Origin of the sequence: Algoriphagus vanfongensis DSM 17529 (assembly GCF_000429465.1) — a bacterium.
Classification (GTDB): domain Bacteria; phylum Bacteroidota; class Bacteroidia; order Cytophagales; family Cyclobacteriaceae; genus Algoriphagus; species Algoriphagus vanfongensis.
In genome coordinates this window covers 19,884-41,909 of the sequence record NZ_AUBX01000002.1, presented here as the reverse complement: position 1 = coordinate 41,909, position 22,026 = coordinate 19,884, and the positions used below count along the sequence as shown (strand labels likewise).

The 22,026-nt window shown below is 42.6% G+C and carries 11 protein-coding genes; all 11 read right to left on the bottom strand.

The features are described from left to right. Positions 1-108: 108 nt before the first annotated feature. The 11 genes from G460_RS0100640 to G460_RS0100590 all read right to left on the bottom strand — a co-directional run bounded on the left by G460_RS0100640 (position 109) and on the right by G460_RS0100590 (position 22,011). Positions 109-1,086 (bottom strand): FecR family protein, encoded by a 978-nt coding sequence (locus tag G460_RS0100640; protein ID WP_026953564.1) that lies wholly within the window; start codon positions 1,084-1,086, stop codon positions 109-111. A gap of 108 nt (positions 1,087-1,194) precedes the next feature. Then, positions 1,195-1,782, bottom strand: a complete 588-nt coding sequence (locus G460_RS0100635; RefSeq protein WP_026953563.1) for an RNA polymerase sigma factor — start codon at positions 1,780-1,782, stop codon at positions 1,195-1,197. Positions 1,783-1,867: 85 nt separating this feature from the next. Further along, complete coding sequence (locus tag G460_RS22505) at positions 1,868-3,304, bottom strand: alpha/beta hydrolase fold domain-containing protein (protein ID WP_211226724.1); 1,437 nt, start codon at positions 3,302-3,304, stop codon at positions 1,868-1,870. A 107-nt stretch (positions 3,305-3,411) separates the two neighbouring features. Further along, positions 3,412-5,706, bottom strand: a complete 2,295-nt coding sequence (locus tag G460_RS0100625; RefSeq protein ID WP_026953562.1) for a discoidin domain-containing protein — start codon at positions 5,704-5,706, stop codon at positions 3,412-3,414. Between the two features lie 6 nt (positions 5,707-5,712). After that, entirely contained in the window at positions 5,713-7,938 is a 2,226-nt protein-coding gene (locus tag G460_RS21115; RefSeq protein WP_051315845.1) for a TIM-barrel domain-containing protein, read from the bottom strand. Between the two features lie 71 nt (positions 7,939-8,009). After that, a complete protein-coding gene (locus G460_RS21110) occupies positions 8,010-10,598 on the bottom strand; it encodes a glycoside hydrolase family protein (RefSeq protein ID WP_035463686.1) in 2,589 nt (862 codons plus the stop codon). A 27-nt stretch (positions 10,599-10,625) separates the two neighbouring features. Then, the gene (locus G460_RS0100610) at positions 10,626-12,905 is read right to left on the bottom strand and encodes an FAD-dependent oxidoreductase (protein WP_026953561.1); all 2,280 of its coding nucleotides are present in this window, start codon (positions 12,903-12,905) and stop codon (positions 10,626-10,628) included. A 12-nt stretch (positions 12,906-12,917) separates the two neighbouring features. Further along, positions 12,918-14,579, bottom strand: coding sequence for a sodium:solute symporter family protein (locus G460_RS0100605; RefSeq protein WP_026953560.1), 1,662 nt, complete (start codon positions 14,577-14,579; stop codon positions 12,918-12,920). A 54-nt stretch (positions 14,580-14,633) separates the two neighbouring features. After that, the gene (locus G460_RS0100600; RefSeq protein WP_026953559.1) at positions 14,634-17,111 is read right to left on the bottom strand and encodes a hypothetical protein; all 2,478 of its coding nucleotides are present in this window, start codon (positions 17,109-17,111) and stop codon (positions 14,634-14,636) included. Positions 17,112-17,209: 98 nt separating this feature from the next. Continuing rightward, the gene (locus tag G460_RS0100595) at positions 17,210-18,898 is read right to left on the bottom strand and encodes a RagB/SusD family nutrient uptake outer membrane protein (RefSeq protein ID WP_026953558.1); all 1,689 of its coding nucleotides are present in this window, start codon (positions 18,896-18,898) and stop codon (positions 17,210-17,212) included. An 11-nt stretch (positions 18,899-18,909) separates the two neighbouring features. Next, the gene (locus G460_RS0100590) at positions 18,910-22,011 is read right to left on the bottom strand and encodes a SusC/RagA family TonB-linked outer membrane protein (RefSeq protein ID WP_026953557.1); all 3,102 of its coding nucleotides are present in this window, start codon (positions 22,009-22,011) and stop codon (positions 18,910-18,912) included. Between the last annotated feature and the right edge of the window lie 15 nt (positions 22,012-22,026).

Here is a 22,026-nt window from a genome sequence, read left to right as displayed (position 1 = left end):
TAAAAGGTTGAGACTTGGAGGTGCCGCATCGCCAAATTTGTACACCATCAAGTCATTTAATTCATTCGATCTTTGAGCCGGTGGTTGATTCAATCATCGGCTTTTTTTTTAGCAGGGGTTTGCATGAATAGTTACATGATCTTCATTGATTTTATATGTGAGATTAAGTGAATAGCTCAGTGTTTGTAGAATATGCTCTAGACTGGATTGCGTAAACTCACCACTGTAATGACAGTCGTGCCCCTTTCCTATTAGGGAGATTTCAACATTATACCATCTCTCCAGGGTAGACTTGATGGATTCCAAATCAGCATGATCGAATGAAATCCTCCCTGACCTCCAATCAGGAAGTTGATTTAAATCAAACTGCTCAATTTCAGAAAGTCCTTTTCCGGTTTCCCAGCTAATACGCTCTCCTTTTAAAAGGACAGCTGAATCAATATTGACTTGCTGATCACTAAAACTGACTCTCCCAGAGTACACAGATAGCTCTACAGTTTTTTGATCGTATGATTTAAGGTTAAAGGATGTGCCAAGTACTTTTGTATTAACATGTCCTGTTGCTACTATAAAAGGGAACTCGGGATCATGAAACACATCAAAAAATGCTTCACCTAACAGTGTCACTTTACGGTTCCTTGGAAAGTCTTCAGCATACTCAACAGTTGAGCCAGTGCTTAACCAAACTTTACTACCATCAGGTAATACAAAACTGGAAATCTTTCCAATATCATTTGTGAATGAACCTGATGCTATCACTGGTTGGTCTGGTTGATCATCCAGTAGGGAAAACATTCCATATACAGAACCACAAAAGATCAACAGGATAGCAGCTCTCCATATCCACTGTCTAAAAACTGGAAGACTCTTCTTGCCATGCGTGCTTGAACTTTCAGCTTTCGAAAGTTCAATTTCATTCTGTATTCCCCTCCATGACTCCGCACGGAGTCGATTCATTTCATGCGGCTCTTCAGTAGTTTCATTCATTGAATTGTACCAATGATTCAACTCTTCGATGTTCGGAAGATCTCCCGGCTTTTTTAGAAAAAGACCTCTTATCTGGGCTTTGATTTTTTGTGGATTCATAGACTATCTCTTCCCACTGAAGAGATCTTATCCACTACTTTTGTCTAGTTCAAATCGATTATTGAATCATGAATAAAAAAATAACTTGTTAACAAAAAAGTAACAGGGTCAATTTACAATTGAAGCCAATATCGCCAATGCCATAAGATTGTTTTCAAGCTGGGTTTGAAGTTTCGCATTAGCTTGACTTAGATGATTTCTAACAGTTGATTCCGCTATACTATACGTTTCAGCAAGCTCCTTCACCGTTTTATTTTCAAACCTACTCTGAAGATATATCTGTTTACTTCTTACGGGCAACTCATTTATTTTTTCCATCAAAAAAGTATACAGCTCATTAAATTCCATGATTTTAAAACCATCCACCTGATCCACACATAAAGAATTAGGCATTGCAGAATTTAGCTCATCAAATACAATTTTTTCCTGATCGATCCATTTAAAAAATTGGTATTTCATCATAGTGACCAGATAACTTTTAAGGTTCTGAACCTCACCTATACTCTTCCTATACTTCCAAAAATTAATAAAAGTCTCCTGAGCCAAATCCTGAGCAAGATCCTTTGACTTTGTCTTTTTCAGTGCATGAAGAAAAAGTACCTCCCAATATCCATCAAATAGAAGCTTGAAGGAAACTTCATCATCCTCTTGCTGAATCTTAAGGAGAAGTAAATCTTCGTTGTGGATTGGGTTCATGCACTTTGTTTTGTAGTAAAGTTACCTGTAACCATATCCTGGAATGAAATAATGGTGTTAAGAATTGGTTATGATTCAAGCAAATTCAAGGTTCCAAAAAGTCATGCTTTATCAAAAACTCCTCTGTATCAGCCATCATCTGATCGTAATAGGGAGAATAGCCTTTTCTGTAATAAAAGATAGGATGACCTGCTCCAGGGTATAGCTTTAATTCACACGCTACTCCTAATTCTTTTAACAACTGTTGGTATTTCTCAGCGGTAGCCACAGGGAGAGACTTATCCTCTGTCCCGACTAAAATCAAGGTAGGAGGAACAGCTACCCTGAGGTTGTGGATCGGGGAAATGTCTTTATAATTGGATTTTAAGTCACCAGCCCCATAGCCTTTTGGGCCATTATCAATCACTGGATAGTAAAGTATATTGAGGTTGGGCCTTGAACTGATTGTTAAGTCTTCGTCCACTTCATCCAGCCCGTCAAGCGTAGCTGTAGCTGCAGCCAAATGCCCTCCAGCGGATGCTCCTGCCGCTGCTATCCGATTTGGATCTATCCCTAGTTCTTGTGCATGCGCTCTTATCCATCGGATGGCTGATTTGGCATCACTGACACTCTCAAAAGCAGTGGAACCGTTTTCAAATTCAGTCCTGTAATCAGCTGAAATTGCGACGATCCCTCTTGAGGCCAAGTAACTCGCTTCCCTGTAAAATTGTAAAGGAGTTCCGATCTTCCACCCACCACCAAAAAAGAAAACAACACAGGGCTTTTCCCGATTTTTCAAACCATTTTGAGGGCTGAACACATGCAATTTTAACTCTTCAGTAGAAGTGCTTTTGTAGGTATACATAGTAGGAGAAAAGGTAATGGGAGGTTCTTCCAAAATAGTCTGCAATTCCTCAAACCAAACATTCGCCATCTTTTGGGCACCTGATGGATTCGGATGTACGTTATCTTTTATTGCATCTGAAGGCCACTCAAACTCCGCTGACTGGTCCACCAAGTACACTCCTTCATACTGGGCATCTAGTTTTTCATACAATCTCTCCATTGCATCGTTTAGCTCAGGGATATAGGCATATTTGGGCAGCTTGCCACTTTCTATGACCTTTGAGAGAACTATAATCGCATTGGGATTAATGGCTTTGATTTGCTGCACGATAGACTCCTGCGCATTAATAATACCAGCTACGGGCTGCTCCTCTTGAAAGTGATTGTGACCTGCATGTAACAAGACGATATCAGCTGGATACGCAGAATAAATACTATCAATGGAAGAATCAAGAAACTCAGCGGTCCTTCCACTGAACCCGGCATGAGCTATACCTCCGATACTTGTGGCCGCATTTCTTGGTCCAATAAATTCAACACTAAATCCCGCAGCAAACAATTTCTCCCATAGCGGATACAAATAGGAGGTGAAATTTGGCCCTCCCTCGGTAATCGAATCACCCAATCCTATCAAGGTATAGTGACGTTGTTCTGAATAGGAAACATCCTGAGCTGAAATAGTAAGAGAAGTAAGCATGGTCAGCATGGTGGCTAAAGCAAATCCCTGGACTTTTGATGTTAACCTGTTCTTACACTTGGAATTCATTTGATCAAAACGGCTTAGAAACTTTACAAAACAGGAAGTCATTTTTTGAGTGTCAGGTGGGCTGCTTTTTTCATAAATCCATATCCGTAAGAAACCCATAGCTCGTCCTCTGCTTCTAATGGAAGAAATTGACTTCCTGCCAGAACGCGGTCATTTTTAATATCCAATTGGGACACAAAAATTTCATCGTACGGGCTCTGCTCGGTCAACTTGATCGGAATTTCATGACCAGCTTTATTTCGAAGCATTACCTGGACTGTCTCCTCTGATGTCTGATCAAAGTTTAGAGGGGCCTGAAGAACGATTTGCAACTTTTCTCCCTGCCGCTCCATTTTGATGTAGCTATACTGGTTTGCCATATAGGCCATACTCAGATTAAAAGCGGTATTAAACTGAACCCAGCCTTCGGTCCATCCCAGATTCCCCACCTCAGGATGATTTGGATAATGGAAGGATTTTGGAGATCCATCAAACACAAATCTCACCTCATCTAAGAGGCCGTAACCACCCTTATGATAGCTATACCAACCTAAATCTACCCCTTCGATTTCCTTTGGCCCGCGGTAGGAAAAATGCCTTCCGGTAGGATTTCTTCCAAAGGCATTATCCAAATGTGCCCAGGCAATTATTTCCAATTTGTTCTTAATCTGTTCATCATCTATTACTGAAATAGCGGCGAATGCAGCAGCAGGAAAACCAAGTACATTCCCCGTTTCATTCCAACTAGGAGGAGTCCATTCCTCTTCGCTGAATTTTCTAAAATCCCAATAATTGGCTGATCTTGAAACCATCACTTCTGCCCATTGTGACACTTTTTCCTGCAATCCTTTGGGAGCTTTATCAGGATATTGAGATTGAAAAAAAGCAAAGGCCCGCATGGTGATATGCTCGGACATCCGCTGCCCTTTGGTAGTCATCGGATCTTCCCAATCTAAATTGGCAATCATCCAGGCCATCTGACGGTAGGCAGCCTGAAAGTAACGATCTGCATCTGGATCTCCTTCCCGTAAAGCCACCTCATACATCATTAGATTGGGAACCACAGAATGTCCAGGAGGAAGTTCTCCCTTGGTCGTACCCATTTGGGTTTTCAGTGCCAATAAATTATGACTGGGACTTAAGTCATATTTCGTGGTCGAGTATTCCCCTACTGTCTCCTTCGTCCAAATCCCCTTTACATAATCATACACCTGATCAAAATTCGACCTAGGCAGCCATTGTTTTAAGTAAGGCCAAGCATACAGAAAATAGGCCAGTTCTGCCTTTTGCATTTCGTGTTCCAGACCTTGAGACAATTTCACATCAGCATCCCAATGAATCAACTGTACGATATCAGGTGTACTAGGCGCAAAGGGCTCTAGTGCTCCCCATTTCCCCTTATATGCTTCTGGAAAATCAGCATTGGGCACATAGTGAATAGTTTGCTCCATCCTATCAAAAGCATGGGGATTGGACAAGTAGAGGGAGACTAAACTTTGTTGTGCCCAATTAAAAAAATCCCCATCTCTCCACTCCCAGGACAGGGGTCTTATTTCCTGAGTTGTTCCGATGTAATGGCGGGCTCCAATCATGAAATCAATCATATTTCTATAAGTCACCCGCTCCAGCCAATTGACTCCTATCCGAAATGGAAAGGATTCCTCTCCCTCTACCACCACAATATATTCATTGGTTGATTGGGGATTAAAGGCTGAAAAATCACCAATATGATTAGTTAGTTCACCTTGATAAACCACCTCGCCGCTAGTTACATTTCTTACTTCAAATGCAGCGGAAGCTTCTAAACTAGGCGCTGAAAATCTCTTGGGGCGATTCAGATTGTATCCACTCTGGTTGACCAATACTTTTCTGACATCCATCGCCGAACTGTCTACATATTCCTGTCCATAAATTGCTAATTCAGCAAGGACGATTTCCTGGGGTGTCCGTGCAAAAAATCGAATCCTGTCAGTTAATACTGCATTTTTAAGGTCTAGGATCACCCGAGATTGGTCATTTGCTTTGACCTGCTGAATATTCTGCCACATTCCATTATGCATCTTTTGCAATTGGAAATCTTGAGGAGGAGTTGTCCCAGTTCCAAAATCCAGTTCCAATTTCAAGATTTCGGTCGCTCCCGGCAACCTGACCATCAGCCATTTCTCTTCACCCTCTACCCCACTCTTCCAAGTACTGGGTTTTCCATCTATGGCATTTTCAGGGGTATGTTCCTCCCTAAAAAAACTAGCATCTGCGGTGCCAGTAAGAGAAAGGTTGTTTTGCTGCGCAAAACCCTCCATCGCAACCAGCTGTAGAGCCACAAGAAAAGTGATTTTGAAAATTTTTCTCATCATTAGATTTTAGTGATTTGGAAGGATTTCATAATTGAGTCCTGGCTTTATCTCGAAGAAAAAACCTCCGATTTTCTCATCAAATGACAAAGGGATAAGTTCTCCATTTGATGACTGATAGCTGTAGGATTCTCCCTTGTTACTTGGAGTTTTAATTATGGATCTAGAAACCCCATCAGGGTAAACAAAGTCTAAATCACCTCCACTGAAGTTCAATGGGAAGTAATACAGATACAGTTTACCCTCTTTTCGAAGAACAATACAATCCTTTCCCCCTATGAATAAGGGAATTTTGGCATCGGGGAATCTATATGCTGGATACGTTTTCTCACCTTCCAAAACTTCACCCGATTCCCAGTCCATCCAGCGTCCCTGAGGAAGATACAGATCACGGGATTGAGCCGTAGCATAATCATTGCCGAAAATAGGTGTGGCCAATAAAGACTCCCCGATCATCCAGCTGTACTGTCTCTTAATAGAATCTGCGAGGAAATAGGTGTTTTCATCCTCAGGAAATGCCAAAGGCAGAGGCGTCATGGCATTTGGAAATCCTGTTTCGAATCCCTTTACCACTTCGCTATAGATAAAGGGAACAAGCTTGTGATGCACATCGACCGCCTTTTCAACAACCTCTTCATAAGTACTATTCTTCATATGCCATGGACCATAACCCAAAGACATGACAGGCATGACTGCAGCCAACATGGCGTTTCTGACAAAGTACCTTTTCTGATCCTCTGTCAATGGATTGGTCAGGTACTTGCCCGCTACGATATCCGGATAAATATTCCCTGCTCCACTATAGGCATAAGCCAACGCGTTGATTGGGGTCCGGTCCTGATCGAACCCATACTTGGTATCTTCCATCCGTAAGATATCACCCGGAACTCCATAAGCGGAATTCCTCACCATGACCATTTTTCCCTGATCCATAAAGGCGGCATTGACGGGATTCTGTTTACCATCATTATTGAGCAGCACGCCATCCTGAAGCATTAGATCTTCTTTGATTCCATCCACTCCCCATTTACCAAAGTTGGATACAAACCAATTCACCGCTTCTGGCATCTGGGTATTGAGAAGATAGGTTTTCCCGGTAGGAAAATTCACGTCAAAGACCTGTGGACTTCCCGACTCATTTTTTATGAAGTACCCCATGTCAATGGCCTCATACACAAATTTTCCATCATTGAGAGAATCATAATTTCCTCCATCTTCCGGAAGCGCTTTAAAATTGATCCGGCTACCCAATAGCAAATCAATGCCTCTTTGTTTGAAAAAATCCCTCATCCCCTGTACATCGGGATATCTCGGATTGGGGAGACCATCCTCCCTTTTTGGACCGGGTACACTGTCCCATATCCCAAAAGAAGTGGTCGCTCCCTCTGTGGGTTTTCTTCGTTCTCCCTTCCAAAAACCACTTCCGACTACCGCCCATTTCAATGGATATCCTTTTTGAAGATAGGTGTCTATATCTTCCTCAACAGAGGTTTGAAAAGTATTCCATCCCAGTGAACCAAAGGCTTCATAGCCCAATTCAAAAAAACGAATCTTGGGCTTTTTACTGACATAGCCCTCTGATTCCCTAACGACATTATAAGCTTGGTATATTTCCCTGGGACTTCCAAAAAAATAATAGGCATTCAGCTTTTCACCGTGTACACCCATTTTGTTTTCCTGTGAATCTATGGCAATCCTCTTTTCCCCTTTTGCAAATAGTACCTGAGCCAGGTTCTTGGAAGGAAAGATGGCGAAGGTTGAAATAAACCGGTAATGATTCCAATTGTGGGAGCTGGTTCTGTCATTGATAAAATGGTCATTCCTAAAGCCAAAAAGGTTCGTCTTTCCTTCATAACTGCCATGGTCTCCCAAACCATAGACCGGGGACACAGCGGCTGTCCTAACCTCAAAAACCATCTCAGTAGTATCATCAGACCAAACTTCAACATGAAGGTGATCTTCTTCTACGGTTAGTCGAAAGAGGGCTGTCTCTCCATTTTCGTTAAGAAGACTGCCTTCTACTTGATTGCTTCTTGTTTCAAAGCTTCGAATGGAAGCAGGCAAAGGAGTACTCTTTTTTCCAACTGAAAATAAAATACCGGATTCCTGATGGGCAGCCATTTCCTCATTCCCACTTAAATCAAAAACAGCAAAAGAAGTAGTGCTTTTATCGAGTTGCAGAATGAGAGATTTTCCCCGGACCGTAATATCCCCTTTGGATTTTTTTCCCTGCATAGTACTGCAGGCAACTATCCAGAACATTAAAAACACAAAAATCCACTGACTATATCTTTGTATCATCTTTTTCACTCAAAAACTATTTTCAAGACCGCAAGTCCATATTTCTCAATTCCCACTTCCCATGAATCCCTGCTGGTTAATTCACTGAGTTTGAATCCTTCCTTATTTAAAATCGAGGTGGATTTTATCCTACCAGACAAACCGGATTCCCCGAGATCAAGACTCACAACACCCTGCTGAAATTCACTATTTTGATTGAGCAGTGCGATATAAAGCGTTTTGGTATCCTCAGTCTCCATGACGACATGTTCAAATGAAGGATTGTCTACACTTAAACCACTGGTCAGTATTTTTAAGTTAGCCTCTTCCCCAAACACTTTTCCTGATTTAAAGCCATAGGTTTGATGCGGACCAACTTTTGGTGTAATGAATCCCCGTGGAAAGATAATCTCACGATCAGACCTTAATTCCACCTCAGCCATCAGGTAATCGGTGATCCACCCTATCTGCCACCAAGCATGATGCGGGAACGGACCTGAGCCAGCATCCATTGCCCTCCAATAATAAGAAGCCACACTGGTTTCCTTATTTACAAAGGCATCTCTTCCTATTGCCGCCGAACGGGCCATATCTCTAAAAATCTTCTCGCCGGTAAGCTCATACATCCGGACAAACATTCCCGCATGACTTGCCAGCAAAATAGGGCCATTTCCATTCGCTGAACCAAGAGCTCCACCATGCTCAAAGCTCAATCCGGTCTGTGCTATTTCCCAATCCAATATATCATTCCCATTCTGGGATTTGGTGGCTTCAGTAGTTACCGGATGCGTGTATATATGAGTCGTATAGATTTCAGCAGCTTTCACAGCAGCCTTTTTATACACTTCGTTTTTAGTGATATCATATAAATCCAACAGGGCCTGGGCACTTTGACCGGTAGCAAAATCAGGAACATATCTGACATCGCCACAAACCCCTAAAAAGCTTCCTGTCTCCACACCGTTGGCGATGAACCAATCGGCACCTTTTTTGGCAGCTTCTAGGTATTTCTGATCGCCTAAAATCTTGTAGGCTACCAACAATCCATAAAATGTAGGTCTAAAATCCGTAACCTCGGTAAAGATTTCTTTTCCATTCCGGTCATAGGCCACAGCCCAACTTCCATCATTTTTCTGCCAGTCCAACAAAAGATCTCCGCCTAGCCTGAGTCGCTCTTTCAATTCGTCGTTCTCCGGTTCAAAAAGTAGAATATTCCCTACATCCAGCATGATATAATACATCAGAGCTATTGGTTCTACCATTTCTCCCCACTCCTCCACAAACTTTTTGGACTTGTACAGGTAATATTGCCCGATGGCAGCCCCTTGAAAAAAACCCTCTGATGTCTGTTGTTGCTTTAGCTTGAAGTTTAATGCATAGGGCAGAATCTGCTCATTGATTTTCGGGTTTCCAGTACTCTTTGCAAGCATCCACATTGCTCCGTAATCGGCATTTTTCATGGCATCCTTATCAGAACCTACCACCCCTCCCAAATAAGACTGAGCCCCAATTTCTTTCCCTTCGAATTCCTCTATTCGCCACAGAGAAGTAACCGGATCCATCAAATAATCGTGCATCAATTCCACTCTGTTGCTCAGCGATTGTTTATTAGAACGCTGATGCAATCCCGTTTCAAAATCATAGATATTGTAAACAGCATGATTCAGCATGGCAAACCAATCCACATGCTGGATACTCATCCGAAACTGAAATTCAATTGCCTCTCCGGATTCCATCGCACTGTTTTCTCCTCCAAGCACGGGATAGTAGATAGTCGGGGACAATTGCGAGTTTCTATTCATATGGGATATCCCCAGCCTCCATTTGGAGTGCGTATTTTCATCAGATTCCCAAGGATTCCTGGCCAATCCAGGATCCGGTATTGCAGCTATGGTGAACCCGGAAGTCGAGGTGATCATGGGACTTAGAGTACTTGCTGTGATTTCACTGAAAACAATAGGCTTTGCCGGAATTCCGTTGCCGTAACCATAGGAAAGAGGAAGGTTTTCCTCCAGTTGGTTCCCGTGGAAATAACCTGGCACAGTGGCCCATTTCAATTCTTTTTCCGGAACAGTCACCAGTGTGGGACTTGTAAGCGAATAATATCCAACTCTGGCAGCAGCAAAGCGCTGTTTGATTGAAATGTCCGAAGTTTCTTCACTGTCCAACGACCAGCAAGTTGTTACCTTTCCATAATCCGTATCAGAAGTAAACTCGATACGTGTTGGACTTAACTTTTTTATTGTTTTAGGATAAAAATTCAGTGCTTTTCCCGCTGTGTTCAAGGGTACTGGGGCTGTCCTTTTTTCCCAGGTGGGTACAATATATTTATAGCTTTCTCCGGGAAAGGGTTTTCCTGTTATGGTAGGAAATCCCTTCAACGGATCTTCTGATGGACTTTGATCGGAAGCCAAGAGTGTATATTCGCCTGACAGGTGATCTAGTTTTTGCCACTCCTTACCATTGTAAATAGCCAGCTTGGACAATTTCCACCCGTGTTCAGATTCCGTCCATTCAATCTGAATTTTTTGATTGGAAATACTTACAACCTCTTGAGCAATGCCCCGAAAAGGAAGAATCAGAAACAAGCAATAAAATATAAATTTTGGGTTCATAGTTAATGGGTTTAATCGCCTTCCAGATTAATAGCAAAGAAGGCCAAAGAGTGCGGCTGGAATGGATTTTCCCGGGTGGTCCAATTCAATTACGAGTTCTTGAACAGAAACAGCAGGTTCAAAAATCACTCGATTGATCGTCTGGTGATTGGAATCCTCCGCAAATAAAATAGCTCCTTTTCCATCCCTGATTCTGTAAGACCTGACACAAAAAGGAATCTCGGATTCCGGATGCCCCATGAGTGTGGATTCCATGGGATGGTCGAAATCAGTATCGAAAAACAATCTTATTTCACTGATAGTTTTTGCTTCGCCCCAAGTTAGTTTCAGCTGGGGCTGCTTATCGGAAAGGGAAGCTACCCATGCATTGGGCATGACCGTAGGTCTGAACATCCCATTTGAAAGATTTGACTTAGTGAACGCCTTCAATGAATGTTTTAAACTTAAGCCCAAATTATGACCCTCAGGTCTTCTCTCAGGAACCCAAAATTCAAATTCATCAATCCCGATTCCGGAAGGGGGTGACTGTATACTACTGGTTGCTACAGATTTATTGAATTTATTAAAAATGGACACAATACCGGTAACTCTGAAATCCGAACATTTTACTTCAATTCTATCGTTTTGAAGCATGCACAAGGCAACATACTGTTGAGAACTACTTTCAAAATCGAAGTCGATATCATACCTGTGATCTCCTTTTTTAATTGGCAATTCTAAAGTTTCCAACAGGTTGTCCAAGGTGAAATTTCCTGATTTTTGACTGTTTCTGAGTTCCAATTTCAGCAAGCAATCCACCTTTGCCCGAATCATAACTTGAGCAGAAACCCCTTCCCCTTTCCTAACAGGTAAAAGCTGTGCCATGGAAAATTCCAGACTCTTCCAAGGACCGTCAAATGGGAGTTCCAAAAGTTCAAACTCGCTGGAAACTTTAATTTCCGCATCTCCGACTAAGTTGCTTTTCACATCGAATGGATGCTTAGGAATATACTGTCCGTTTTGGACCAACAAAGCTTGCAGTTCTTTCATACACTTTTGATCTGTCAAGTCTGCAGGCAATAATCCTCTCTCTTTGCAAAGTTTTGCCGCCATTGCAATAGCCTGCCCATTGTGGGCACAGGTAGCCATCACTCGTGTAGATCCAAAGGCTACGTGACTGGCACTTAACAGACGACCGCCCAAAAATAGATTTTGTATGTTCCGGCTATACATCGTGCGATAAGGGATCTGATATACCCCTTTTGAGTGCCACTGGGTACAACCCGGTCTATCGCTATATACTCCATCTGCAGGATGCAGATCAAGTGCCCATCCCCCAAACGAAACAGCATCGAAATGCTCGCGCTGCTCTACCACATCTTTCTGATGCATCATGTACTCTCCCTCAAACCGCCGACTTTCCCGTTTGCCTGGTATGGTTCCTACCCACTCCAGCGTTAGGTTTTCTACATTGGAATATTCGCCGGAATTTTTCACATGATCCCATATCCCATAGATTATCCTCCAAAGCTCCCATTTTATATCTTCACTGTTTAAAATAGTATCTGTACGACCTCCATACTCTACCCACCATAGTCTACAACCATCCTCTCGTAGATTAAATGTTTTAAATCGGGGGAGCTGGGAAATATCTTTATTGGCATATGCAGGGGGAATAAACCGAACGGGCCTCCCTATGTCTTTACTATAGAAATACAAAGAATGTCCCAATAGCTCTCCGTATTTCTCATCCGGTGCAAACTGCTCATCAAATTCCTCCTTACACTCTGCCCCCATTCGAAAAGCAGCACCCCCCAAAAAACCTAATATACCATCTCCGGACGCATCCATAAACAACGGGGAAGACAACTCATATTCAGTGGAATTTTGACTGCAGAAAGCTTTAACATGCGCAATCTGATTTGCACCTTTTTTCTCTAAATCATATACACTGGTATTTAACAGTAACTTGATATTTTTCTCCAAACTCACTTTTTCCATCAAGATGGTATCAAGTATTATAGGATTACCCTCTGGGTTTCTATAGAGGTTCTCAACTAATAATTCATCAATCACACCACCTTCCCGCGCCCAGCGATTGTTATTTCCCATATGTGAAGTGGCACCCAAAATCCAAAGACGGATTTCTGAAGATGCATTTCCTCCCAAAAGTGGTCTATCCTGAACCAAGCACACAGACAAACCTTCCCTGGCGGCTGTAATAGCTGCACAAGTTCCAGCCATACCGCCCCCTACAATCACTAAATCTGAATTGATAGTTATTTGATGAGATTTTCGCTTTTCAGTAGTAAAACCTTCTAGTATCATAGTTTGCATTTATCAATAAGTTCTCTTCAAAAGTTTAGAAGTATTCGTGGCGTACCGATAGAGGAATCCCCCCAATATGGCAATTGCCAATCCCAGTATCAGCAAGTAAATGGCCGCTTGCGCCGCCCAAAGCATCAAAATCAAAAACAACACACCAATTGTGACCATAGCCAATGAAAGGATTTTTATCCCATACAAATTCTGTATCTGACCTACTTTGGCACTATCATTTTCAGAATTGGTTCGGACTCCAGAGTAAGTGTTCTCATTAGAGCGTTTTTCTCCAATAATTTCGTATCCCAGCAAAAGCAGGAAAGGCAAACCCACTCCTACAATCATCTCTTCGCTTCTGCTTAGGGAAAAGTCAAAAAGTAGTGGAGAAAGAAATTTAAAAAACAGGTTGACTGAAAGACTGACAAGAGTAACTCCCAAAATTGATCTGCCTGTTTGCTTCTTAGAAAATAAGGCCCATATCGCTGGTCCATACAAAGCTCCTCCTGTGACAGCACCGATACTCAAAACCACCTCCACAATCCCCCCTGCCAAGGGAACCAGAAATGCTACGCCGATTGTGAGTACTCCAAATATCAGAGTCGCCATTCGTGCAAAAAACATAAGATCCTTATCCGTTGCCGAAGGTTTCAATGGCTTATAGACATCGTTCGTCAGAACAGCGGCAGCAAGATTCAACGAGGTATTTACCGAACTTGCCGTGGCAAAGATCATCCCTCCGATCATCAACCCCAGCATCCCTACAGGCAAAACCTCTTTACAGATCATTAAATAAGCTCCCTCAGCCTGCAGGCCATCCAAGGCCGGGTTTAGCACCTGATATATCATCGGAGGAAGCATCCAGATAATAGGACTAATCAGATACAACACTCCAAAAAGATAGACTACTTTACTGGCTGATTTTTTATCCTTGGTACTTGTGTATCGCTGAACGTATGCCCAGTTCCCTCCGATAAACACTAGGTTGTAAGCACAAAATGCCACAATAAAAAGCGGGGTATATTCCCCATTGAACACATTAAAAAATGTTTCGGGAGCTGATTCTACAAAATTACCTATGCCCCCGACTTGCTCAATTGAAAGGGGCAATACAATCAAAACCGCAGCAGTAAGAATCACAAACTGTAACACATCGGTCACCACTACGGCCCATAATCCCCCAACAGCTGTATAAACCATGATTATTCCCCCCAGAAGAAGAATGGAATAGTAGATATCAAAACCCGTGGAGACATTTACGATTTTGGCTACGGGGTACAGAAAAGACCCGGTATATCCCAAAGACAGAAACAAAAAGATGTAGGTATAGTACTTCTGGACTCTTTCCCCAAAGCGTCTGGTCAGGTATTCTGCCACAGTCAATGCGTTGGTGCCCCTCCATTTTGGTGCGATAAAATAGCCGATCAGAAATCCACTGAGACACATGGCCATTTGTATTGTAATGGCCACAAGTCCATACTGGTACGCAATAGACCCCCACACTACGAATGTCCCCGCGGAGAAGAAACTCATAAATAAGGACAGTCCATTGATCCCCCAGGGCACAGCACCTCCGGCCGCAAAAAAGGATTTCATATCCCCTCCCTGTTTACCAAAGGAGAGACCGACGATCATGATGATCAGGGTGAAAAGAATGATGGTAGTATAGTCCAGGTATCCCATGAATGAATGGTAGAAACCGTAGTTCCTGCTAAGAAAGGTTGGTTTGAAATTTGATCAATTGTAAGTCAGCCAGGTGGTTGCAGTACAGGCGTCTGATGATTTAAATCTAACCCATCGAGATTGAAAAGACTCAGGAAACGTAAAGTGGACCGTCTCCCCTGCTGGAACTGTAATTTCTTTATATCCCATCCATGGACCATGTCCAATAGGTTCCACCTCCAGGTAAAAGGTGACTGCCTTGTTGGAATCATGGGAGATCTCCAATGATTTGTTGTCATAAAACCCGATGAGATAAGGATCTGAAGGGACATCACGCTGAACAGCGCTTTCTTTCCATGGCCCTCCCTGTCCTACAGGTTTCCCCAACTTCCATAAGTCATCTATTGTACCTGCCCAAACGGCCGCCTTTCCATCCTCTGACTTTATGACGTGTTCTCCAGCAGACACAGTTTTCTCTAGACCTGACAGCACCAGCAGACCTCTATAAGACGCATAATCGTGAATTTTGAAATTGTGAGAAGCAATAGGACGGATTTTGGCAAACCCATCAGCATTTTCCGCAGGTAATTCATAAAAGGTCCCGTGGACATTAAAAAGATCTCTCTCAGTAGCAACTTCCCGCGCAACCCTCATGGTACCATTAGTGGCAAGAGAATCAAATGCTCCACTACCCAATGGCAATCTCCACCTTCTACCAGAATCATCTATTACTAATACAGAAGACTCCTCCACTGAAACTACAGACTTGGGAATTTCAAATTTCTCTCTGATAAAATTTGCTGTTTCCGGATCATCCTTCTTGGTCAAGTGCATGGCTGAATCAAGCTCATAATATCCCTCTTCCTCAAACTGACCCTTTGAAAAATTGCCAGATAGCACACCCAGCGCCCTCCGGTTTTTTCCCAAACCATATAACAGGCCTCCGGTATATTCGTCTGAATTCAGATTCGCCAGCCCTTCAAAAACCCTCTCATCGAGACCCGTGTACCTACTTTGGTCTGTATAGGTAAAGTGGATGGTTCCCGTGGTAGTTTCATTGGACGTCACTCTTATCCATTCACCGACTTGAGAGTTACTGAATTCAACAGCTTGCGACTCTCCCGATGCTAGAGTGATTTCTTTTAATGATTCCCAGTTGCCATCCCCATTCTTATCTACTTCAAATTCAAAGGAAGTTGGTATCCTTCCTTCATTTTGAACCCATGCCATCCTTTGACTCCATCCAGCAAATAAGAACGGATCTGATGGAGTATCTTTTTTGATTTCCTCCGATATGTACAACGCTCCTTCAGCCGTAGATGGACCCAATTGATCCGGCTTTTCCAATGAGGTAAACCAGAGATTGGAATTGGACTGTCCTGGCCCTTCAATTCCTCCTTTAGCTTTTCTCTTATTCAGAAATTCACGCTGGGCTGAATCATCGCAGCCGAAGACCAATTGATCATTCCACCTGGTAAAATCCCCGATTACTTTTAAGTAGGCAGATCGAGGGCGTATTCCCGCAGTATTGTGTGAAGAAAAACTCCCGGGAAAATCCCAAAACATGCCATGCATCGTCATCAGATAGTCTGCTTCTTCCTCCGTTCCGACATTTCTAATCCGAGGCCATTCTGTATTCCATCCATGTGCCCCGTCATAGCTGTGACTGGCCTTGGGCAACCTATAAAAACTCCAACTCCCTTGATCTCTAGTGGCTAAAATGATCGATCGATGATCCCATCCTGTAGCCCAAATAGGATCTTCTTCAGGATCTGAATTTCCGTAGATTCCTCCCGGACCAGTAACTTCCACAAATTGATTCCGCCGGACAACTTTCCAAGTTACCCCATCCCACTCTGCAAGTACTCCGGCTTCTATATCAAACTGTTTCAAGGCTTCTGGGACATCCTCACCATTATTGGAATACACCAGGACCCCTTGCCCCGAATAAAGTCCCTTGCCATGAGCACCAACCAATAAAGGACTAAACTGGGCAGCATTTCCTTCTTTCCTAACTACATTTCCATCTACATATAATTGGTTGATTTCCAAAGTGTGAACGTCAACTTCGTAAAATCCTTCCTCCATCGTCCCATAATAGATTTTATTCTCCGGGTCGGTAAGGTGACGCGCATTTCCGGTATGTCTACCGGGCATCTTCTCATAAGGAATGGCAGTGACGTGACGATCTTTATCTATGACATAGGGACCAATGAATAGCTGATCACTTTCTCTGTGAATCATTCTATTTGCAGGAGTTCCACCAATACTTTCTCCTCTTACCACCTCATCTAAGTCAGAATTTATTTCATAAAGTTTATCCGATGACCCAAATGGAAAATGAGGACCATAGGTGACTACCCATAACTTATCAGCCCATGGAACTACCGCTCCTGTCCCACATTCTCCTTCTTCATTATAAAATGCCAAATGAGGATAGATTCCACTGATTGATCGATATTTCGATAGGGTTTGAGTCGTTTCATCAGGAATCCCGCAGGACTGTATCAGCAAAATTAGGCTAATGCAGAATAGAAGTTTAAGTTGTTTCATAGACTGATTGAAGGTATTAGTATGGAATCTGACTTAATAGCGGGAAAAATGCTCCTTCGCATTTCAACTCATGAATGGAAGGAGCTTTCTTTAATTTATCAATAACCAGGATTTTGATTCAAGTTGTCGTTGATCAAAATCTCCTTCGTAGGAATTGGCCATAAATACTGTTTTGACCCGTCAAATGACCGAATTGCGAGTCTCTTGACCAAGCCGGCTTCGTACATAGGAGAAAGGTCAGCAATTCCATTTTCATCGACTTCAGGTGTCATGGGGAAAAACCACAAGCCCTGATCAACTACTTTTTCCTTTAAGTCAACAGGATCCAATAAACCATAAATACTTTGATTTAAAGCTTTTTCAGCTATTCCCCAGCGAATGATATCCCGGTATCTGTTTCCTTCAAATGCAAACTCCATTCTTCGCTCAAAGCGAATCACTTCTCTTAACTCAGCTTGGTTCATGGATATAACTGCAGGGTAAGAGGAAGTATCCGAATAGTCCACTTTATATGCTCTAGCCCTTACCATATTAATAGCATCCAACACAGTCTGATCTATTTGTCCAGATTCGATACTGGCCTCTGCATACATCAGCAACACATCGGCATAGCGCATCAATATTCTATCATTTTCAGCATTAAAATTGGGAAGCCAATCCTCATCTACTCCCTTCTGAAGAAGCAACCCATTGAAGGATGCAAAGGGCGCAACAGATCGAGTGTCATTATTGGCTTGTCTGCTTCCCGTATTAAAGTTCATCACGGTGACAGAGTCAGGGTGAGGCTCATAGGTAAAATTCAAATGAGTGGATTGAAATTCTACAATAGTGGAACTGCATCTCGGATCCCTATTTTCAAAAGGATTATGAGGATCATAGAGTGGGGATTCATCTATAGGCAAACCATCGGTGCAAAGGAATGCACTAAATAGGTCCCATGAAGGGGCTTGAGCTCCTCCCCATCCACCTGCGTTTCTAGGCAAAAAATCACGTACATACCAGGTAGCATTCAAGGCCCTTGATCTCGGAATAGCAAAAATCACTTCTTCAGGATTTCTGGTCTGAGTCAAGAAAAGATTATCAAAATCAGAATGTAAGGAATATACACCCAGATCCATACAAGCTTTTGCTGCAGCTCTTGCTACATCCCAATCTCCCATTTCCATGGCATAGCGGGCTTTCATCGCCAAGGCAGCTCCCTTTGTGCCCCTCTTGTTTTCCGAAGAACCGTAAGATTCAGGAAGCAACTGAGCTGCGAGATCAAAATCCCTATAAACCGCTTCCTTGATGGTGTTCTTATCAGTCCTTGAAAGTGAAAAAGCATCATCGAGAGACAAGATGTCTTCTGAGTAGATTACATCCCCGAACAAGAAAGTCATCTCAGCATATTTCTGTGCCCTGACAAAAAGTGCGTTCCCCTGAAAGTCATCAATAGTAGCCTGTGGAACTTTCCCTTCTACTTTGTCCAGGTTCAACAAAATAGTGTTGCACCTTGCAATGACCTTGTAGGTATTTGCCCAAAGCGAATTTATCGTTCCCCACTCCCCATTGATAGTGGCATTGGTAATGGGAGTAAGCGCTTCCCGATTGGTATAATCGTCTGTCCAACTATCGCTCAGATCCGGCCAGAACACATCCCTGAACAGGTCATTGACGGACATGTCTATTTCTGTTTCATTGGAATACCAAGATTCACTTGATCCCTGAGAAAGCGGGTTGAGATCAAGGTCCGCACAAGATACCAGTCCAACAAAAGCGAGTATATATATGTATTTTACAGTTTTCATTTTTCTATCCTTTAGAATTGAATATTAGCTCCTAGCACAAAAGATGAAGTGATCGGATATCCTGATAATGCCACCTCGGGGTCCCACCCTTTTGGATAACTATTGATGGTAAAAATATCAGAAGCGTTTCCGTAAACTCTGATACTCCGGATACCGATATTTTGTAATGCTGCTGGAGGTATTGTATAGCCCAAGGAGATGTTTTTCAACCGGAAATACCCTCCGTCTATCATCCAGTAATCGGACATAGCCATATTGTTGGCATCGCTCGTTCTTGAAAGTCTTGGATACCTGACGTTTCTGTTTTCTTCGGCGGTATTGTAAGTACTCCAGTAGTTACCGTCAATGATTTTAGGAACATGCCCCCAGTTTTCAGGAAGTGGCTGAACCATCAGGCCTCCCATTCTGTAATTCTGTTTGCCTACACCCTGGATCATCAATCCAAAATCAAAGTTCTTGTAGTTTAAGCGAATATTCCCCCCATACAGATACCTAGGCATACTCCCCCCTAGGAGGACGCGGTCATACTCAGGTGATATTTTACCGTCAGGTTCCCCATTCGGTCCACTGATATCCTTGTATTTTACATCGCCCGGCTTTACAGAAGAATTCAAAACTGGTGAATTATCCACTTCTTCCTGAGTCTGAAACAATCCATCCGACACATAACCATACCACTCGTCGAATTCACTTCCTTCCATTCTTACTTGGCTCCCCAAGAACTGAATGCCTCCAAGGTCTCCCATTTTTGATTTGAAATCAGACAAGTTAAACCCAACTGAATACCCTAATTCTCCGATATCATCCGCCCAGCTCAATTCAAATTCCCATCCATTGGTATACATCTTTCCGGTATTCTGATCTGGATTGTCGAATCCTATATAATCCGGGATTTCAAGCGGAAGCAGCATATCGCTAGTCGTCTTTTTGAAATATTCACCGGAAAGCATCAAGCGGTAATTGAAGAAATTGGCATCCACCCCAATATTGTAAGAGGCTGTTTTTTCCCAACTGATATCTTCGATCGCATATTGCCATTGAGCAGCAGATTGAGATGAGACGACATTTGAACCCTGATGGAACAGAACATTAGCGAATCCAATGGAAGACTGATAAGGATAGTTGCCGATTCTTTCATTTCCCAACGTACCATAAGACCCACGAAGCTTCAAGAATGAAATCACTTCATTTCCCTTCAAAAAGCCTTCTTCAGTTAGTACCCATCCTAGTGAAAATGATGGAAAAGAGCCCCATCTATATTCCGGAGCAAATCTTGAAGAACCATCGTATCGAAGATTTGCCTGAACAAAATATTTCTCGGCATAATTATAAGTTACTCTTCCAAAAAATGAGTTATAGGCATTTTCATAAGCACTACCGCTGTTGCCTCTAAACTCCAAAGGTCCCAAATCCAAATAAGGGAAATTGTCCAACAAATACTGATCTCTGGAAGCCCCAAGACTTTCGTAAAAAGCACTGTAATTTTCATTTCCAACCAAAAAATTCACAGAGTGATCTCCGAACTTTTTATCGTAAGTAGCCAAAAACTGAGTGGTGACCTGATGGTTATCGTTTCTGGATTCAGAAAGGCTTGTTGCGTTTGCCCACTGAAGTGTTCCCATATAGACAGTAGGGTCATCATAGGCATAGTATGGAATTCTCTTTTGGAAATTCTTCCCTTTATTGAAGTTAAAATTGGGGGACAATACAGCGGAGAGCTTGAGACCATCTAAGACTTCATAGTTAACAGCCATTCTACCTCCAAGCTGATTTGCCCAGCTAGTCCTGTATCCTCCATATTTAATTTGACCATAGACATTGTGTCCAGTCTTTCCTTCAGCCACTCGTCCATCCGACCATTCTGCGGCATAAATGGGAGCTGAAATAAATGTGCTATAAATAGGATCTATACTTGGTCGGTTGTTTACTTCCCGTCTGAAAAACATATCCATTGTCACACTCAACCTTTTGGTGATGTTCCCATCGGTATTGATGCGCGTAGTTATCCTTTCAAAATCTTGTCCCATATACAACCCATCAAACTTGTCATAGACTATGGATGCTTTAGTCCGAATCGCATCCCCACCTCCGGAAATATCAATGGCATGTCTCTGTCTGGGGGCGCTTTTTTTCAACACCAAACCCACCCAATCCGTAATTGGGTATAAATCAGGATTTTGAGCATTTAAATCCAAATAATTCTCTACTAGATCTTGAGGATATTGGGGATACTCGTTTTCATTATTACCATTATCATTCCACCGCAGTTCGTTGGCTATCTCCATGTACCGCTGCACATCCACATATTCAGGCAAGGTAGTTGGCACTTCCATGCCATACTCGAAATTGTAGTTTAGACTCAACTCACCCTTTTTAGCACGCTTAGTAGTAACCACAATAACACCTGCAGCAGCTCTTGCGCCGTAAATAGATGCCGAGGCAGCATCCTTTAGTACAGATATGCTTTCGATGTCATTGGAATTGATGTTATCCAAGCTACTGATAGGTACTCCATCCATGATAATCAAAGGATTACTGTCTCCAATAGTGGTAATTCCACGGATCCGAATACTCGCCGAAGCCCCAGGAGCATTATTGTTTCTTGTCACCATGACGCCAGGAACAGTCCCTTGTAGCGCTTGGGAAACTTGAGAGGTTTTACGCTCCGCTAAATCTCTTCCTGAAATAGTAGAAACCGCTCCAGTAAGATCACTTTTTTTCTGAGTCCCGTAGCCAACGACGACGACTTCGTCGAGAGCAGACAAGTTTTCACTCATTTGAATATTTATCTCAGTTTGATTACCTACTACAATCTCCTGATTATCAAAACCAATGAAAGAAACCACCAAGACTGGCCCTGATATTTCATCAGGTATGGTCAACTGAAACTTCCCATCCATATCGGAGATAACTCCGATGGTCGTACCTTTTACTAGTATACTGGCACCAGGTAATGCCTCACCACTAGAATCTGTTACCTTCCCTGTAATTTCTTTTTCTACGATTGCTTCACTCGTATGAGGGTAATCGGTAGACGCAATTGCATCGGAAAATGAATAATGACATGTAAGCACAACCAGCACTACAAGCATCGAACGTAATTTTCTCTTCATACTTCTCGGTTATTT

What these genes read in the sequence shown, in the direction of transcription:
- G460_RS0100610 (WP_026953561.1), bottom strand. Translation starts at nt 12,905, where the DNA reads ATGATACTAGAAGGTTTTACTACTGAAAAGCGAAAATCTCATCAAATA.
- G460_RS0100595 (WP_026953558.1), bottom strand. Translation starts at nt 18,898, where the DNA reads ATGAAAACTGTAAAATACATATATATACTCGCTTTTGTTGGACTGGTA.
- G460_RS0100635 (WP_026953563.1), bottom strand. Translation starts at nt 1,782, where the DNA reads ATGAACCCAATCCACAACGAAGATTTACTTCTCCTTAAGATTCAGCAA.
- G460_RS0100625 (WP_026953562.1), bottom strand. Translation starts at nt 5,706, where the DNA reads ATGATGAGAAAAATTTTCAAAATCACTTTTCTTGTGGCTCTACAGCTG.
- G460_RS0100590 (WP_026953557.1), bottom strand. Translation starts at nt 22,011, where the DNA reads ATGAAGAGAAAATTACGTTCGATGCTTGTAGTGCTGGTTGTGCTTACA.
- G460_RS0100600 (WP_026953559.1), bottom strand. Translation starts at nt 17,111, where the DNA reads ATGAAACAACTTAAACTTCTATTCTGCATTAGCCTAATTTTGCTGATA.
- G460_RS21115 (WP_051315845.1), bottom strand. Translation starts at nt 7,938, where the DNA reads ATGCAGGGAAAAAAATCCAAAGGGGATATTACGGTCCGGGGAAAATCT.
- G460_RS21110 (WP_035463686.1), bottom strand. Translation starts at nt 10,598, where the DNA reads ATGAACCCAAAATTTATATTTTATTGCTTGTTTCTGATTCTTCCTTTT.
- G460_RS0100640 (WP_026953564.1), bottom strand. Translation starts at nt 1,086, where the DNA reads ATGAATCCACAAAAAATCAAAGCCCAGATAAGAGGTCTTTTTCTAAAA.
- G460_RS0100605 (WP_026953560.1), bottom strand. Translation starts at nt 14,579, where the DNA reads ATGGGATACCTGGACTATACTACCATCATTCTTTTCACCCTGATCATC.
- G460_RS22505 (WP_211226724.1), bottom strand. Translation starts at nt 3,304, where the DNA reads ATGCTTACTTCTCTTACTATTTCAGCTCAGGATGTTTCCTATTCAGAA.